Raw genomic sequence first — 17,928 nt, 5'->3', positions numbered from 1 at the left:
AATTTTATTGATGGGTGTTGATTACTTCAGTTTCTATTTCTCTGTTTTTTACCGATGCAGCGATACGTCCCAGGGTATGCAGTATTACACCGGTAATGGCCGCGATAATAAGTAACTTGCCTATAAGGTCGATGCCGGCATTGGTGTCGCGTCCCGGCATGTAAAAGTCGGTTATCGAAGCCAACCGGCTGTTGTGACGCGTGTGACACTCTTCGCAGGAGAGAGCCATATCTTTTGGTGCCACCATATGGTTTACAGGCCAGTACATCTCGGTTTCCACAAATTCATATTCACCGCTGTAAGGAAGGCCGACACGTTTCATGCCCGCTTCGGCAGCCAGGTTCCAGTCAAAGTCCTGCCAATAAGCGCTGTCGCCTTTTATCGCTGCCCATAATTTGGGCTGAATCAACATTTTTGTTTTGGGGTCATAGATTTGGTCACCTCGGTGAACTTTAACAGGGAAGATTTTGGATTGGGGGTCACTGGCCGAACCCATCAAGCGGTTCACCTGAACCGGTATGGAATCTACTTTGTCGCCCAGGATGTAATGGGAAGCCTGACCATTGAACCAAAAATATTCGGGTTCCACATTGGTTTTCCAAACAAAGGAGCCTTTGATTGACATATATGTTTCGGCACCGGTGATGGTATCCACAATGTGATATGGTTGACCGTCTATGAGTTTTCCTGCTTCAGACCATCGCCACTCCATCTTGGTGGGGTTGACTTTGGCATAGGTTGGGATATGACAGGTTTGACAAGCCACACGAGCAGTATGCAGGTTCAGCATTCTATCCATATGGGGAGTGTTGGTATGACAATGGTCACAAGTGAGACGATTTTCGTTGCCGGAGGAAACAGAATAGAGTTTGCCTTTTATCTGATGGTTTTCCGCAGAGTGACAATCCACACAGGTCATGTTTATGCCATTGACGGCCATATGCACGTCTATTTCCCGGGTTGCCGAAAGTAAGGCGTCTTCCAAATCGCCATGCTTCACATTGTTTCCGCCGCCACTGTAGAAATGGCATGAGCCGCAATTCATACTTTGGGGTCGTCCCACATTTTGAGCCACCTTTGTCAGGTTAACCGACCGGTCGGGATAGCCGGCCATGGAAGCTCCTTTGATGTATTCTTCACTGTTGTCGTGGCATACCATACAATCCACATTTCGGGCCGCTTCAAAGCTAAACTGGTCGCTACCCATGCCAAAACCGATGTGACATTTGGCACAGGCCTGCTCGTTTGAGGTGGCACCAATACAGAAATTGTTAATTACATTGCTTTTGCCAATAGATGCAATACCGCGACCTTCTATATAAGAGATTCGTTCCCAGTTCCAGTGACTGGAAGCTATGATTTCTTTATGCCGTTGGTTGTGACATCCAATGCAGGCTTCGGTAACTTCCTGAGGGGTCTTGAAGTCTTTTTGTAGTTCAGGGAACAGTGAATGGTCAACGGCAGGTTTGGGCTTGATAGCATATTCCTGCCTGAGTTTCATCTCCTTCAGGTTGGGCAGAGGGGGAGTGTACAGAATGCGTAAAAGTGCCAGCAAGGCAAGGGTGAATACTATTACCGAGAAAACCACCTTTTGCATAGAGCTCTTTTATTTGGTTGTTTGTTGTTAATGCACTGAAAGGTTTATCGGCAATAAAAATAAATAATAATAAAAATATATAAAAGAATAGATATGTATAAATAACAATTTATAACAAGATTGATTTTAAATAAAGGGATGGGCGGGCCTAAATGCTAAGTGTTTATTGTTGAATCGGCTTAAAATAAATTTCTCCGCTGCAACCGGTTTTACCTGTTGATTGATGTTCAATTTCAAATATCAAGTGATTGGTATCAGTATTTGGTTTACCTGTTTTTATGTTTACCGCTTCCCCTTTCCTGAATTCGTTGGAGAAATGGAGATTGAAAGAGGTGATTTCAATATTTGTGGGGTCAATGGCATCCATGAGCCATTCCATGTAACGGGTATTGTTCACATGGTGATTAATGTCGAGGTCTGAATAGACAACCTGTCGACGATGCTCCGTCAGTTTGATGTTGTCCGGAATCCGGTTGAGGGTGGTGGGAAAATCGCCCAATGCCATAATCGCAGGAACAAAAGGTTTGTTTTGTAGCCGGTCATAAGGTCGTACAGGCCTTTTTCGGGATATATCCACCATAATCCAGGCTGAGGATGCTCGGATGAGGATATTGTCGCTCTTATCTTTAACTAAAAAATCGCGGGTAGTATATAATTTTTGAATATTTCGTGGCCATGTTTCTACGGTGACTTGTTCCATCATGAGGGGCCAGCGTTCGATTTCGACCTGAAGGTGGGTCAGAGCCCAGAAAATATTATCTTTTTTTAGCTCTTCAAAGCCTACGCCAAGTACGATGGCATGTTTGGCAGCCGCCTCCTGAAGATGTTTCATAAGATATGTGGGTTCCAAACAGCCGGAAGCCCCTACGTCGAATGAAGAGATGGTGACCGGTTCTTTCCAGATTTCAGTGTTCATGTGGATGCGTGGGTTTAATGAGGTTTTTTATTTATAATTTATAGAAATATGTTTTTCCATTTTAAAAAAGTCTCAATTTTATCGTTGCCATATTTTTTCAGAGAACGGGTTATTTCATCGATGCTTTTTTCTCTTTCGGGGTTACGTCCTTTGCTGAAAAATTTATCCGCAAAGCAGATGATTTGTTCTTCAATGGAAAGGGGAACCATCTCTCTAACCGGAAGCGGAAGCTTTTGGCTTTTTATTTCTTCTGCTGTTAAGCCTGTCCCTGTATGTCTTTCACAAACCAGTGCATGACAAGGCAAGCCTTCTTTTTCCAGGATTTCACGCCCCAGGTAGCCATGACATATGTATGGATTTGTTCCGTTGCACCCTATTTCCGGCGCATAAGTCAGAAAGATGCCGATATCGTGCAGCATCGCTGCTTCAGCTATAAACTGTCGGTCGGCATTTAGTTCGGGATGTAAGTCGGCTATTTGAAGCGCTTTTTGTTGAACCTTTCGGCTGTGTGTCAGTAATATATTCCTGGCCGGATGATTCCCGGGATAATATTTATCCAATATTGAGATGGCTACATCTCTCTTTATCAGAGTCATTTTGTTTTATTGCTAATCGGTTATTGTTAGATAAAAGTGATTAGTTAATAGTGATTAGTCAATAGTCATTAGTAATTAGTAATCAGTAATTAGTTTTTTAGTTATTAGTTTGTTTCCACAAACTACTATAACCTAATGACTAAATAAGTAATCACCAATGATTAACCACTAACCACTAATGACTAACCACTATCCCCTAATATCTCTAACCTTTAATTCCATTCGACCAATAACTTAGATGAAGTTTGCGGGCTATTTATGTCTTTGTTGTAAAACTTTTACCACATCTTCAATCCGAAAGCCTTTGGCCGTGAGTAATACCAACAGGTGGTAGGTGAGGTCGGCCGCTTCGTTCAGAAATAAATCATCGTTGTGGTCTTTGGCTTCAATGACTGTCTCAACAGCTTCTTCACCCACTTTCTGGGCTATTTTATTAATGCCTTTTTTAAACAAAGAGGTGGTGTAAGAGCCTTCGGGCATGGTTTGACGTCTACTGTCAATAAGGTCTTGCAGCGCTACCAGAAAATCGATATTTCCTTTATTGGATTCGGCGAAACAGGTGTCGTTACCGGTATGACATACCGGACCGGCCGGATGGGCTTTAATCAATATGGTATCATTATCGCAGTCGGAAATGATTTTGACTACTTCCAGAAAGTTACCTGATTCTTCGCCTTTTGTCCACAATCGTTGTTTGGTGCGACTATAAAAGGTGACTTTTTTCTCTTTTTGGGTTTTTTCAAAGGCTTCTTCATTCATAAATCCCAGCATAAGAACAACGTTGGTATCCGCATCCTGAATGATGGCCGGAAGAAGTCCGTTCCCTAATTTTGAAAAGTCTAATTGCATGGTTTCTTTATTTTGGTCTAAAATGTATTTTCTAATAGTGTTGCTAAACTGAAAGTTTCTCAAGAATTTATCGTTATATCAAGTTGCGTTTTTTTATTGGTTGTTTTTGCATGATATAAGTGAGTTGCTTGAGGGGTATCTCAAAGTATATAAATAGGATTTTTCAGACACGCTCCTTGGTACTTATAAAAAAATTGTTGAGAAACAAAAGCAACTTAAAGATTGCAAAGATAATAATATTGGATTGAGGTTGTAATCTAATTTTTATCTGACCGGAATATTATGACTTCGCAGATAATCTTTTAATTCCGGAATGGGAATTTCATTAAAGTGAAAAATACTTGCTGCCAGTCCGGCATCTGCTTTTCCGATGGTAAAGACATCTTTGAAATGTTCTTTAGCGCCGGCACCACCCGAGGCTATTATGGGTATTGACAGTTCTTCGGACAGACGCGCCAGCGCTTCGTTGGCAAACCCTTTTTTAACGCCATCGTGGTCCATACTGGTAAAAAGAATTTCACCGGCTCCTCTGTCTTCTGCTTCGCGGGCCCATGAGAATAATCTTTTTTCGGTAGGGATACGTCCGCCATTAACCGTTACCACCCAATCATCGTCCTCAACTTGTTTAGCATCTATTGCAACTACTACAAACTGACTGCCGAAATGTTTGGCCATGTCACTAATCAGTTGTGGGTTACGTACCGCTGATGAGTTGATGGATATCTTATCGGCACCGGCATTGAGTAAAATTTCGGCATCTTTCAATTCACTGATGCCCCCGCCTACCGTAAAAGGAATGTTGATGTGTTGGGCGATACGAAGTACCAGGTCGGCAAAGGTTTTTCGCTTTTCGTGGCTGGCCGTAATGTCGAGAAACACCAGCTCGTCAGCACCCTGACGGGCATACAGTGCCCCTAATTCTACAGGGTCGCCCACTTCCTTAATGTCGAGAAACTTGACGCCTTTAACGGTTTTCCCGTTTCGTATGTCGAGACAAGGTATGATACGTTTTGAGAGCATAATTTTTAAGTTAATTAGTGCACAGGCAGAAGGCAGAAGGGATTACTTCCATGTGTTCTGCTGCTGTGCAGTGATATACATTTTGCTATTGTTTGTTTTTCAATTTTGTAATTAAAGAGGCCAACATTTTTTCCACTTCGGTACTGAGCCTGTAGGCTTTTAAAAAAGCTTCATCGTTCAAAAAATTTAGTCGTTTTGCTATTTCAATTTGCGTTTGAAATTCATATAGGGAACCGGCTGCAATTTGCAAATGTCTAATGTAATCATTTAAACTGTTTCGTCCGTAACCTTCAGCTATATTGCTGGGAATGGAAACTGACGCTCTTCTTAATTGGCTGGTGAGGGAATAAACTTCTTCTTTTGGGAAAGTGGATGTTAACTCATAAATCAGACAGACCAAATCCATTGCTTTTTGCCATACAATCAGTTCTCGATAGGTTTTCATGATTTATGGTTTTATTGTAAAATTAAATTTATAATAAAACGCACTTTGTAAAATGACTTTTTTCAGTAAAGTTAAAATTCCCTTTCACCCTTCTGCCTTCTGCCTGTGCACTTCTGCCTTGTATCATCCGCCAATCAACTTTTTGCTCAGCTCTTCCACTCTTATCCGCCCCTCATAAATGGCCTTGCCGAAGATGACGGCGGGGATGCCCGCTGCTTCAAGTGCATCGATGTCTTTCATGCAGCTGACGCCTCCACTGGCGATGAGGTAAAGGTCCGGAAAGCGTTGCAGGATGTTTTTGTATAATTCTATTGCGGGACCTTTCAACATGCCGTCTTTGCTGATGTCGGTGCAGATGGTTTTTGTGATGCCTTTTTGAACATAGCTATCCAGAAAATCGAACAGGTCGGTTTCGGCCGTCTCAGTCCATCCCGAAACCGCGATTTTTCCATCTTTGGTATCAGAACCCAGGATGATTTTGTCGGGCGAATATTTTTCGAGCCACGACAGAAATTCATCAGGATTTTTTACGGCAATGCTGCCTCCCGTGACCATTTGAGCACCACATTCAAAGGCAATTCTGAGGTCATCGGATGTTTTGAGGCCACCGCCAAAGTCAATAATCAGATTGGTACGGGATGCTATTTTTTCCAGAATTTTATAGTTGATGATTCTTCCTTCTTTGGCGCCATCGAGGTCTACCAGGTGAAGGCGCCGGATGCCGGCATCCTCAAATTGCAGGGCTACCTCCAGCGGATTCTCGTTGTACACTTTTTTTGTATCGTAATCACCTTTGCTGAGACGGACACATTTGCCCCCTATGATATCTATGGCAGGAATAAGTTCTATGGCCTTCATCTGAAATGGTTGTTTGTTTGGCTAAACAGGTTTATTTAAGCGATAAGAAGTTTTTTAATATTTGTTCGCCCACTGAACCGCTTTTCTCGGGGTGGAACTGGGTGGCAAAGAAATTATCTTTTTGCAGCGCCGCACTAAAAGGGTGAATGTAATTGGCTTGAGCAATGGTTTCGGCGCCGGTTGGAACATAATAGCTATGCACAAAATAGACAAATTCACCTTCCAGCTCCGGATTGAATAAAGGACTTTTGACATGCGTCAGGTTATTCCACCCCATGTGCGGTATTTTTTGTTTTGGTGATACATCTTTCAGAGGGATGAATTTTTTTACCGGGGCATTAAAGATGCCGAGGCATTCGGTATCTCCTTCTTCCGAATATTTGCACATGAGTTGTAATCCCAGGCAAATGCCCAATACCGGTTGCGTGAGCGATGGAATAAGTTCATGCAGTCCGTTCTGTTTCAGGAAGGCCATGGTGGTGCTGGCTTCACCCACACCCGGGAAAATTACTTTGTCGGCTTTTCGGATGGTATCATGGTCGCCGGTGATAATGGGTTTGTACCCTAACCGTTCTAAGGCAAAACTTACCGAACGGATGTTACCGGCATTATATTTTATGATGGCTATATTCATTACTTTAGTTCCATTAATGAGTCAATTTTATTTACCAAAGCTTTAAACTCGTCGGGGTTAAAAAGGCGGGTCAGAAAAACAATCTTACCATTCCGGTCGATGAGCACATTTCGGGTGACGCCGGCTTTCTTTTCGGCGTACAGGCCAAATATTTCGGCACCGGGGTCTAATGCCAGCGGGTAGGTTATCCCGGTTTCTGTAGCAAACTTTTTAACGGTTTCCAATGGTTCGTCGCGGTCTATGCCTACAACTATAAGGCCGTTGTCTTTGTGCTTTTGCCATATCTCTTTTTCGATGTGGGGCATCTCTTTGCGGCATACACCGCACCAGCTGGCAGTGAATTGCAGCATCACCACCTTGCCTCGGAAATCTTTTAGCCGGAAGGTTTCGCCATTGGCAAGGGTGGTTTCAAATAGCGGGGCTTCATCACCGGTTTTTACTATATAACCTCGATTATCACCTGGGTTTTGCCCGTACATGCATAAGTATATTAATAAATAAGAGATTGTAGCTGTTAGTGTTCGTTTCATATGTTGCTGTTTATTCAAAAACAATTGTTTTATTTTTATAAACAAGTGTCTTTCTTTCGAGATGAGCTTTAACAGCCCGCGAAAGAACGATTTTTTCAATGTCTTTTCCTTTTTGAATGAGACTTTCCACAGTGTCGTGGTGCGAAATGCGAATGACGTCCTGCTCAATGATAGGACCGGCATCCAAATCGGAAGTTACATAGTGACTGGTGGCTCCAATAATTTTCACGCCTCTGGAATGTGCCGCATGATAGGGTTTTGCGCCGGCAAAGGCCGGAAGAAAGGAATGGTGTATGTTAATAATACGGTTGGGATAGTTTTTAACAAAATCGGCAGAAAGAATTTGCATGTACCGAGCCAATACAATAAAATCAATCTGGTGTTTGTTAAGAATTTCCAGTTCTTTTTGTTCTTGCTCTTTTTTGTTGTCTTTGTTTATTGGGATATGGAAGAACGGGATGTTGAATTGTGCCGCTACTTCTTCCAAATTGTTGTGGTTACTGATGATAACAGGTATTTTTACCTTCCATTCTCCGGCTTTATAACGTGCCAAGAGGTCGTAAAGACAATGGGAACTTTGGGATACGAAAATTGCCATTTTGGGCACGTTATCGGAAAACTTTAAGTCCCAAACCATTTCGAGCGGTTTCCCTAAAAGTGGCCCAAAAACCGCGGCTATGTCATTACGCTCAAGCAAGAAATTTTCCAACTCCCATTCAACACGCATGAAAAAGCGTTTCTCTGCTGTGTTGGTGTATTGGTCTAACGCAACAATGTTTCCGTTGTTTTGATAGATAAATTCCGTTACTCTGGCAACAATGCCTCTTTGGTCAGGACAATGAATCCTTAATATTGCCGTTTCTTTATTCTTCATTCATATAAAATTTACTTATTTTATTGAATTATTGGTTCTTAAAATTAGTCATTAGTGGTTAGTCAATAGTCATTTAGTTATTAGTTTTTTAGTTGTTAGTATGCTTCCACAAACTACACGGTCGTTGTGGATTTGCAATCCACAACGCATTATTTTCTGGCTTTTTAATCCCTTTATTATACCCGATAAAGACTAAATCATATTTTAAACTTTTTTCTTTTAGTTTGTTTATGTGGATTGTAAATCCACATCTTTCGTTCTGCGTGGATTACAAATCCCCGCAGACGTGGTTAATAGTCATTAGTGGTTAGTCAATAGTCATTTAGTTATTGATTTTTTTGTTGTTAGTATGCTCCCACAAACTAACGGTCGTTGTGGATTTGCAATCCACAACGCATTATTTTCTAGCTTTTTAATCCCTTTATTAAACTCGATAAATATTAAATCATATTTTAAACTTTTTTCTTTTAGTTTGTTTATGTGGATTGTAAATCCACATTTCGTTCTGCGTGGATTACAAATCCCCGCAGACGTGGGCCTTTTTAAGGTAAAAACCATACAAAAGTAATAATTTAAAGGTGCAGGGGTGGTGTAGAACGGTTATTTATTAGTTGTTTTTGAGATTTTTTACGAATTTAATTATTTCACTGGCATCATCACCATGGGTTTCCAGATGTTTAATAAAGGCACTACCCACAATGGCGCCATGGGCATAACGACAAACTTCGCGGTAGGTTTTATGATTGCTAATTCCAAAACCTACCATGGCAGGTGTTTTGAGTTGCATGTTTTTTATCCGCTCGAAATATTGAATTTGGCTTTCCGATAGGCCATCCCTTACACCGGTAACTGCTGCCGAAGAGACCATATAGAGAAAAGAGGTGGATGCCCTGTCCAGTTTTCTGATTCTTTCTTCGCCGGTTTGGGGCGTTATCAGAAAAATATTGCTGATATTATTTTGTTCAAATAGGGTTTGATACTTTTCCAAATAGATTTCATAGGGAAGGTCAGGGATGATGAGCCCGCTTACACCCACTTGTCGGCAGTTTTCAATGAATGATTCGATACCAAATTTGAGGATGGGATTAAGGTAGCCCATTAAAATGACCGGAATGTTAACTGTGTTTTTTAGTTCTTTTAGTTGGTCAAAAAGCATTTTTAGGGACATGCCGTTGGCTAACGCTCTGGAACTGCTGTTTTGAATCACAGGGCCATCAGCCAGAGGGTCGGAATAGGGGATACCTACTTCTACAAAATCGGTGCCGCCTTGTTCCAGTGCTTTTAATACATGAAGGGTACTATCCGCGTTAGGAAAACCTGCCGTGAAATAAATAGAAAGCAGATTGCTATTGTGGTTGAACACATTAGTGAGTTTGTTCATACAATATATGTGTTATTGGTTTTAAGAATGGTTCGTTTCTTTATTCCAAGAGATTAATTATATCCTTTCGGGAAAATGGCATCAACAAAAAATGATGATGTAAAATTTTGCTACACTAAGTTTAGTTGGTCCATAAAGGTTTGCATATCTTTATCTCCTCTACCCGAAATGGTGATAATAACATTGTCATCAGGTTTTATTTCCATCTGATTAAGAGCTGCCAGGGCATGAGCCGATTCCAGAGCAGGGATGATACCTTCTTCTCTTGTGAGCAGCAAAGCGGCTTGCAGTGCTTCTTTATCAGTGACCGATAAATATTTGGCTCTTCCCGATTTGTTTAACCAGGCATGAAGCGGTCCTACACCCGGATAGTCTAATCCGGCAGAAATGCTGTAGGGTTCCGTGATTTGTCCGTCATCGGTTTGCATAAGGTAGGTCATGCTACCATGAATGATGCCGGTTTCTCCGAGTGCCATGGATGCTGCTGTTTTTCCCGATGACAATCCCATTCCGGCAGCTTCGGCTCCGATAAGCTTTACCTGAGGATGTTCAAGAAAATGATAGAATGAACCTGCTGCGTTTGAGCCTCCGCCAACACAGGCCACAACATAATCGGGGAATTCATTTCCGGTTTTTTCCCGGAATTGTTGTTTCGATTCTTCACTGATGATTGATTGTAGTCTTGCCACCAGGTCGGGATAAGGGTGGGGGCCTACTACCGACCCAATAAGGTAATAGGTTTCAGTGGGATGAGCTATCCAGTCGCGAATAGCCTCGTTGGTGGCATCTTTTAAGGTTCGGCTGCCTGAGGTGGCGGCTCTCACTTCGGCCCCTAACATTTTCATGCGGGCAACGTTCGGTGCTTGCCGTTTAATATCGATTTCACCCATATAAACGATGCATTCGAGGCCTGCCAGTGCGCAAACGGTGGCTGTGGCTACTCCATGTTGTCCGGCACCGGTTTCGGCAATGATACGTTTTTTCCCCATTTCGCGGGCCAGTAGGATTTGTCCTATGGTGTTGTTGATTTTATGGCTGCCTGTATGTGTCAGGTCTTCTCGTTTGAGCCATATGTGACTATTGTATTTTTTTGAGAGTCGGCTGGCATAATAAAGCGGGGTGGGTCTGCCGGCATAATCTTGCAATAATGACTTGAATTCTTTTTTAAACGTTTCGGAATGGATTACTTTTAAATAGTTTTTTTTAAGGTTTTCGATGTTGGGAATGAGCATTTCAGGAATAAATGCTCCCCCGAAAGGACCGTAGAATCCTTTTTCGTCGGGATGAAATGACTTTGAGAGTTCTTCTTTTGTCATGATTAATATTAATTTTTTATTGCCTTTTAATGGTTGATGCTTAAGGATGTTTTTACGGTTATCAGGTTTTGCTTATTTACGGTATTAAAGGATTTGGATTTTTGGGCCGGAATTTAAGCGTTTCATGTTATTGTCATCCATTCATCCTTCTGTTTTCTGTGTTGTTGGTTAAAAATTAAATTTTTTGATTGAGGCCAAAAATCTTTGAATGGATTGAATATCTTTCAGTCCTGGTTCTGTTTCAAAACGGCTGTTAATATCCACGGCATAGGGTTTTAGGGGACATTTTTCGATGATGGCATTAATGTCCTCCTCGCCGATGCCACCACTAAGGAAAAAGGGTTTATTGCCTTTATAATGAGATAAAACAGACCAGTCGAATTTTTTCCCACTACCCCCATAATGTCGGGTGGGGGTATCGAAAAGGAAAAAGTGGCATGAAGCGTGATAAGCATTGGTTGCCTGTAAATCGGATGCTTGAGTGAGTTTAAAAGCTTTTATCACTTCAAGACCTTCGGCTTGTAATTGCCGGCATTGTTCGGGTGACTCTTCGCCATGTAACTGAACAGCGTTTAGGTTGTGAATTTTGGCAATGTCAGTAATGGTCTTGTTGTCGGCATTGACAAATACGCCCGTTTTTTTTATGGTGGCGGGGATGTTTTTAGTTGTATGTGACTTTAAGATATCACCGGCATATCTGGGGCTTTTGGGATAGAAGATAAAACCAATATAGTCGGGTTGCAATGTGACCAATGCTTCAATATTGGCGTGTTCTCGCATTCCGCAAACCTTTATTTTAATGCTTTTGTCCATATCGGATTATACTTGTATTTTTATTAACTCTTCTTTAAGATTCATGCACGCTTTTTCCGGATGGTCATGTTTCATGAAATACTCACCTATGAGGAATCCTTTGAACCCTGCCTCTTTTAAGAAAAGAATATCGCGAGCCGAATGAATACCACTCTCAGCAATGGGAAGAATGTCATCCGGCAGTGCAGAAGCCAGGGTGGCGGCATGCTCCAAATTTACTTCGAACGTTTTAAGGTTTCGGTTGTTAATGCCGACCATGTCAACGTAACTGTTTAGTTTTTCTACTTCCTGCATGTCATGGATTTCCATTAAGACTTCCAATCCGAGGTAGTTGGCCAGGGCTGCCAAATCGCGGGCCTCTTCCTTTGTCAGGATGGCCGCAATAAGTAAAATGGCACCGGCACCAATAGCCTTGGCTTCGTATACCTGGTAGGGGTCGATAATAAATTCTTTCCGAAGAATTGGGACTGAGGTTAAATCGCGGGCATCGCTTAAATCCTCATTCGAACCACCAAAAAATTGTGTGTCGGTAAGCACCGAAATGCCTGAGACACCTGCCAACTGATAGCCTTTTACGACATCTTTTATGTTGGCATCGATATGTATATTGCCTTTTGATGGTGATTTTCGTTTAAACTCTGCAATGATGGGGAATTCGGTATTTTCTGCCAAACTTTTTTTCAATGAAGTTACCGGCGATGAAAAGTGCCTGTAATACTGCAGTTCTTTTACCGATACCTTTTCTTTAATCTCTTGCAACTCTTTCTTTTTTTGGGCAACTATTGTATCGAGAATATTCATAATTCTAAGGTGTTGAAATAATTAAGTGTCTTCAGCCAAAAGCACTAAGGCACATTGTTTTTTTTTAAAGTTATTGTAATTCAAGAAGTTTTTTAAGTGCATCAGAAGCTTTTCCGTCAAAAAGCGAACTACGGGCTTTTTCCATGCATTGCTCAAAAGATAATGAGTCGTCCATGGTTTGGATGGCTAAAGCTGCATTTACTAAAACAGTGTTGTTTTGAGCATCGGAACCTTCACCGTTCAGTACCTTTTTAAAAACGGCGGCCGACTCTTCGACAGTGTTACCCCCAAAAATCTCTTCAGGTTTATTTTTTGGAAGGTTAATGTCTTGCGGCGAGAGCAATTTTTCTCCTCTATGAGAAATTACCTTAAAGGAATCGGTCAATGAAACTTCATCATAGCCGTCGATACTGTGTACAATGCTAAAGTTTTTATTGGTTTCCTGGTAGATATATTGATAGATGCGACTAAGCTCCAGGCTGAAAACGCCCACCAGTTGATTTTGCGGATTCGAGGGATTAACCATTGGCCCCAACATATTAAAGAAGGTTTTAATGCCCAATTCGCGACGGATAGGACCTACCGCCTTCATGGCCGGATGGAAAAGTGGTGCATGAAGGAAGCAAATACCCGCTTTATCTGTCTGTTTCTTTAACCGGTCATTATCGTTGGTGAATTTATATCCAAAATATTCCATAACATTGGACGAGCCACATGCCGAACTAACCCCTGCGTTCCCGTGCTTGGCCACTTTATAGCCTGCACCTGCCACAACCAATGATGCCAGGGTAGATATGTTAAAGGTGTTTTTCCCGTCGCCACCGGTGCCACACATGTCAATGGTTTCGAAATCAGAGAGGTCTATGGTTTTGCATTGTTCCATAAGGCCATCACGAAAACCTGAGAGTTCTTCTACTGTTACCGGACGCATCATGAAGACAGAGAGAAAAGCCACCACTTCCGATTGGCTGTAATTCTCACTGGTAATATTGATGAGGATTTCTTTTGCTTCTTCTCGTGATAGTGTATTGTAATTAAAAAGTCTGGTTAATGTATGTTGTAACATGGTATTCAAAATTTTTTGGTTAAACGATAATCATATGAGTTAGGGAATTAACCTTCGAGCCAGTTTTTAATCATCTGCTTTCCATGTTCGGTGAGAATAGATTCGGGATGGAACTGAACACCTCTGACATCGAATTTATTATGAGTAATGCCCATGATTTGTCCCTGCATGTCTCGGGCAGTGATATGAAGGTCGTTGGGAAGGTTGGCTTCATTAACAACCCACGAGTGATAACGTCCGCCCAAAAAAGTATCGGGAAGGGTGTTAAACAGTAATTCATCGCGGTCGCATACCGAAATGGGTGTCGCCACACCATGATATACCTTAGAGAGGTTGGTAATAGTGCCGCCAAATACTTCGGCGATAGCCTGACAACCCAAACATACTCCCAATATGGAATGGGTGGGCGACAACGCTTTGATAAGTGGTTTGAGGATTCCTGCTTCATCAGGTATTCCCGGACCGGGCGACAGAACTATTTTTTGGTATTTGCCGGCCTCTTCTATGCTGATTTTATCGTTGCGATAAACAGCTACTTTTTGTTCAGCAATTTCTTCAAGATAATGAACAAGATTATAGGTAAAAGAGTCGTAGTTGTCGATAACTAATATTTTCATTCGTATATAATTTACTTATATAATTAGTTTAAAGTCCATTATGGCCATCCCTCACCCCTTAATCCCCTAAAGGGGAAATTTCCCAACCCGCAATCATAAAATCGATAAATCTCACTTCTGCCTTCTGCCTGTGCACTTCTGCCTATATCATTTTATACATGCTCTTTTGTGGCAAAAGTCGCCATGCTCGTTTCATTCGTATAAATTTTACTTACTTCGTTGGTATATTGCTTCTTATAATATAAGTAGTTATTAGTGGTTAGTGGTTAGTCATTAGTTATTTAATACTAACCACTTGTTAACTAATGACTAATGACTAATGACTTCTTCTGCCTTTGATTTTCATTAAAACCTGGCAGCCATTTCTATGGCTTTTTTTAGGGCTCCCAATTTATTGTTAACTTCTTGCAGTTCTTTTTCTTCAACCGATTCGGAAACGATACCTGCGCCGGCCTGATAAAAGAGGGTGTTGTTTTTACATAAGAAAGAACGAATCATAATGGCTTGATTAAATGACCCATCCAGTCCTAATTTTCCGATGCAACCGCCATAAAATCCACGGTTTTGCGCCTCATATTTATTGATTAACTCCATTGCTTTGTATTTGGGTGCTCCGGATAGAGTTCCTGCCGGGAAGGTATCGGCCATAACTTTGGCAATTTCCCTGGGGTTACGCAATACACCACTAACTTCTGACACCAAATGGAGAACATGACTATAATATTGAACCTCTTTGTAGGTCTTTACTTCCACACTGTGGCAGTTACGTCCCAGGTCGTTACGTGCCAGGTCCACCAGCATCACATGTTCGGCATTTTCTTTAGGGTCCTTTGCCAGGTCTTCCGCCAATTGCATATCCTTTAGGTCATTGCCCGTACGACGGAATGTTCCGGCAATGGGATTGATGGCTGCGACGCCCTTCTCGATTACCAGTTGGCTTTCGGGCGATGAACCCATTAAACGATAATTGCCGTAATCGAAAAAGAAGAGGTAGGGGGATGGGTTGATATGTCGCAAGGCCCGGTATACATTAAATTCATCGCCTTTGTACGACTGTCTGTATGGTCTGGATAATACTATTTGGAAAACATCACCACGGTAACAATGTTCCTTGCCATGGCGAACCATTTCCATATAGGCGTTTCCATCGATGGGAGATTGCTCATTATTCCCGGGTTGAAATTTAAAGGAAGGGATGGAGCGGTTTTTTAATATCTCCAGTGTTTCATTAAATTGTGAAGTTTCACCGGGTAAAAGATGTTCTATGAAGTAAAGTTGATTGGTAAAATGATTGAAAGCTATAATAGAACGATACAGGTGGTAACGAATGTCGGGGATGGCATAGGGTGCCTGTGGGTCAACATCAATGTGGATATCTTCGAAATAACGTACTGCATCATAGGCGGTGTAGCCATACAATCCGGAGGCAGGTACCGGGCATTGTTTTTGCTCTTCCTGGCTGATGTCAAAGCTGTTGATGAACTCCTGAATAAGATTGGTGACAGAAGTATCGGCAGTTATGTTTATTTGTTGAGCGGTACCATCCGGATAGCGGTACTTTACCGTCTCATTCTCAACAATAAAATCGGCAATAGGTTTAAAACAAACAAACGACAGCGAATTGGTATTGCCATGATAATCTGAACTTTCAAGCAGAATGGTGTTGGGAAAAAGGTCGCGTAATTTTAGATATACGCTCACGGGTGTCACTATGTCGCCAACATGGGCGGGGATGCGACTGCACTTGAGATTTAATTTTTGTTGGTTCATAGGTGCGATGTTTTTTTGGTTTTCAGATTAATTCCATAAAAAAAGGCTTGCCGGGGTTCGGCAAGCCTTTTATTTCATCTTTACAACAAATGGTAAACGGGCATCACCTTCACCCCGATATAGGATGCAAGAAATGACGCCACCACCAAATATTGTAAATTGTATTGTTCATATTCGTTTGAATGATATTTTGTTTCCGATTATAGGTTTTTTGTTATGATTTGACAGTGCAATATTAGGCAATGATTTTTTAAAATGCAAGTATTTACTTTTTTTAACAAAAATGGATGTGATAAGATAGCTGTTTGCTATATTCCGGAACAAAGGGCCTAAATCTTTCCCGCTGACGGTGTTTTTTAAGGTCGATGCAATTCAATATTCCAGCAATTGGTTCGGCTAAATTCTATAGTTTGTCATTTAACGTGGCGGCTGTCCCCCTGCCAGTTTAAAGTCAGCCATTTGACAGGGGAATTGATTCATTTTTTATTTGTGGTTGTTCTTTTAATGCGATAACTGACGCATTTGCAGTTTGTATTCAATCACAGAAGGTTTTGCCTGACGCATTGACAGTTTAACTTTAAGAATTGAACCCAACGACTGACGCATTGACAGTTTCTGCCTAATCATCAAAGTATAGAGCTGACGCATTGACAGTTTTTGTTCAGTCGTTTAAGGTTGTGGCTGACGCATTGATAGTTGTGATTCAAACATTGAATAGTGCGACTGAATCATTGTCAGTTACTATCAAGTATTGAATGTTGAGACTGCTTCATTGGCAGTTTGTTTTGGTTCAATAAAGCTTTAGAGTGCGAAATGGATATATTACAACACCTCATTGCCGGTATTTCATGGGTTGAGGGACATAAAATTTGGGCAATTTAATTGTTGGGGTAGGTTATCTCCATTTAATTTTTTTGAATGATTTGGTTTTTTTGAAATTATCCGGTAGGTTGTCGAGGATAGCTTCTTTGAGTTTTTCAACGAGAAGTTCGCGTGTGAAATTTTGATGAACCACGATGCTGACTTCCCGTACCGGTTCGGGTTCAGCAAATCTTCGAACAAAGGGTTTATCGGTTAAAGGGTCAACCGAGAGTTCGGGAACCAGTGTATATCCGATGCCTTTTTTGACCATAGACTTGAGAGCCTCTATAGACCCGCTTTCATAAAAGAAGCCGAAAGCGTTGTTGTTTTGCCGGTTTTTTCCGCAAATATCAAGAGTTTGATTTCTAAAACAGTGGCCTTCAGTCAAAACCAATACTTTAGCCGGGTCCAGCGACTTGTCATCAATCAACTCGTTATGCATATAGGGATGGTCGTACGGGGCATAGAAAAGAAAAGGCTCGTAAAAGAGGGGTATTTCCCGAATTTGACGTTCTTCAGCGGGTGTTACCATCAGACCCAGGTCAATACGGTCGTTGTGAAGGGCTTTGAGCAATTGTTCCGACTCAATTTCTTCGATATGCAGATGGGTTTTAGGGTTGTCTTTAACAAATTGAGGCAGAAATCTGGGAATAAGATAGGGTGCCAGAGTAGGTATAATTCCTAGTCTGAATTCTCCCTCAATACTTTTTTGTTCGTTAGAAACGAAATTGCGTAATTCAGCTATTTCCCTTAAAATTTGTCGGGCCCGAATGATAATTTCTTCTCCTGCCGGTGTGGGTTCAATCGGTTTTTTAGCCCGATTAAAAATTTGCACACCGATTTCATCCTCCAATTTTTTTACCTGCATGGTAAGGGTAGGCTGCGTGATGTGGCAGCTTTCGGCTGCCTCCACAAAATGTCGGTGGTCATCAAGGGCCACGATGTATTCCAGTTGCTGAATGTTCATGGTTTCGAAAAATTTTG

General features: G+C 41.6%; 18 protein-coding genes. All 18 read right to left on the bottom strand.

What is annotated here, in order from left to right:
* Positions 1-4 precede the first annotated feature (4 nt).
* Positions 5-1,597: a tetrathionate reductase family octaheme c-type cytochrome gene (locus BM130_RS00155; RefSeq protein WP_010527308.1), complete on the bottom strand. Its 1,593-nt coding sequence runs from the start codon at positions 1,595-1,597 to the stop codon at positions 5-7.
* 163 nt (positions 1,598-1,760) lie between these two features.
* Entirely contained in the window at positions 1,761-2,513 is a 753-nt protein-coding gene (locus BM130_RS00150; protein ID WP_010527309.1) for an acyl-[acyl-carrier-protein] thioesterase, read from the bottom strand.
* Positions 2,514-2,551: 38 nt separating this feature from the next.
* Complete coding sequence (locus BM130_RS00145) at positions 2,552-3,109, bottom strand: HD domain-containing protein (RefSeq protein WP_010527310.1); 558 nt, start codon at positions 3,107-3,109, stop codon at positions 2,552-2,554.
* Between the two features lie 252 nt (positions 3,110-3,361).
* Positions 3,362-3,958, bottom strand: coding sequence for a bifunctional phosphoribosyl-AMP cyclohydrolase/phosphoribosyl-ATP diphosphatase HisIE (hisIE, locus tag BM130_RS00140; RefSeq protein ID WP_010527311.1), 597 nt, complete (start codon positions 3,956-3,958; stop codon positions 3,362-3,364).
* A gap of 264 nt (positions 3,959-4,222) precedes the next feature.
* Complete coding sequence (gene hisF / locus BM130_RS00135) at positions 4,223-4,978, bottom strand: imidazole glycerol phosphate synthase subunit HisF (protein WP_010527312.1); 756 nt, start codon at positions 4,976-4,978, stop codon at positions 4,223-4,225.
* A gap of 85 nt (positions 4,979-5,063) precedes the next feature.
* Complete coding sequence (locus BM130_RS00130) at positions 5,064-5,423, bottom strand: four helix bundle protein (RefSeq protein ID WP_010527313.1); 360 nt, start codon at positions 5,421-5,423, stop codon at positions 5,064-5,066.
* 123 nt (positions 5,424-5,546) lie between these two features.
* Positions 5,547-6,281: a 1-(5-phosphoribosyl)-5-[(5-phosphoribosylamino)methylideneamino]imidazole-4-carboxamide isomerase gene (gene hisA, locus BM130_RS00125; RefSeq protein ID WP_010527314.1), complete on the bottom strand. Its 735-nt coding sequence runs from the start codon at positions 6,279-6,281 to the stop codon at positions 5,547-5,549.
* A 31-nt stretch (positions 6,282-6,312) separates the two neighbouring features.
* The gene (gene hisH, locus BM130_RS00120; RefSeq protein WP_010527315.1) at positions 6,313-6,915 is read right to left on the bottom strand and encodes an imidazole glycerol phosphate synthase subunit HisH; all 603 of its coding nucleotides are present in this window, start codon (positions 6,913-6,915) and stop codon (positions 6,313-6,315) included.
* Complete coding sequence (locus BM130_RS00115; protein WP_081474940.1) at positions 6,915-7,445, bottom strand: TlpA family protein disulfide reductase; 531 nt, start codon at positions 7,443-7,445, stop codon at positions 6,915-6,917. The genes hisH and BM130_RS00115 overlap by 1 nt, the downstream gene beginning before the upstream one ends.
* Positions 7,446-7,455: 10 nt before the next feature.
* Positions 7,456-8,319 (bottom strand): formyltetrahydrofolate deformylase, encoded by an 864-nt coding sequence (gene purU, locus BM130_RS00110; RefSeq protein WP_010527317.1) that lies wholly within the window; start codon positions 8,317-8,319, stop codon positions 7,456-7,458.
* A 607-nt stretch (positions 8,320-8,926) separates the two neighbouring features.
* Positions 8,927-9,700: a tryptophan synthase subunit alpha gene (gene trpA, locus BM130_RS00100; protein ID WP_010527319.1), complete on the bottom strand. Its 774-nt coding sequence runs from the start codon at positions 9,698-9,700 to the stop codon at positions 8,927-8,929.
* Positions 9,701-9,810: 110 nt separating this feature from the next.
* Positions 9,811-11,016 (bottom strand): tryptophan synthase subunit beta, encoded by a 1,206-nt coding sequence (gene trpB / locus BM130_RS00095; RefSeq protein WP_010527320.1) that lies wholly within the window; start codon positions 11,014-11,016, stop codon positions 9,811-9,813.
* A gap of 168 nt (positions 11,017-11,184) precedes the next feature.
* Positions 11,185-11,796, bottom strand: coding sequence for a phosphoribosylanthranilate isomerase (locus BM130_RS00090; protein WP_237706116.1), 612 nt, complete (start codon positions 11,794-11,796; stop codon positions 11,185-11,187).
* A gap of 39 nt (positions 11,797-11,835) precedes the next feature.
* Positions 11,836-12,630 carry an indole-3-glycerol phosphate synthase TrpC gene (trpC, locus tag BM130_RS00085; protein ID WP_010527322.1) on the bottom strand — a complete coding sequence of 265 codons (795 nt, stop codon included), beginning with the start codon at positions 12,628-12,630 and terminating at the stop codon, positions 11,836-11,838.
* 70 nt (positions 12,631-12,700) lie between these two features.
* The gene (trpD, locus tag BM130_RS00080; protein WP_010527323.1) at positions 12,701-13,696 is read right to left on the bottom strand and encodes an anthranilate phosphoribosyltransferase; all 996 of its coding nucleotides are present in this window, start codon (positions 13,694-13,696) and stop codon (positions 12,701-12,703) included.
* A gap of 47 nt (positions 13,697-13,743) precedes the next feature.
* Complete coding sequence (locus tag BM130_RS00075; RefSeq protein ID WP_010527324.1) at positions 13,744-14,313, bottom strand: anthranilate synthase component II; 570 nt, start codon at positions 14,311-14,313, stop codon at positions 13,744-13,746.
* A gap of 345 nt (positions 14,314-14,658) precedes the next feature.
* The gene (locus BM130_RS00070) at positions 14,659-16,083 is read right to left on the bottom strand and encodes an anthranilate synthase component I family protein (RefSeq protein WP_010527325.1); all 1,425 of its coding nucleotides are present in this window, start codon (positions 16,081-16,083) and stop codon (positions 14,659-14,661) included.
* 895 nt (positions 16,084-16,978) lie between these two features.
* Positions 16,979-17,911, bottom strand: a complete 933-nt coding sequence (locus BM130_RS00065) for a LysR substrate-binding domain-containing protein (protein ID WP_010527326.1) — start codon at positions 17,909-17,911, stop codon at positions 16,979-16,981.
* Positions 17,912-17,928: the final 17 nt, after the last annotated feature.

It is taken from the genome of Thermophagus xiamenensis, assembly GCF_900112795.1.
Lineage (GTDB): Bacteria > Bacteroidota > Bacteroidia > Bacteroidales > Marinilabiliaceae > Thermophagus > Thermophagus xiamenensis.
Note: the sequence above shows the minus strand (reverse complement) of the source record. Positions and strands in the feature narration are given on the sequence as shown.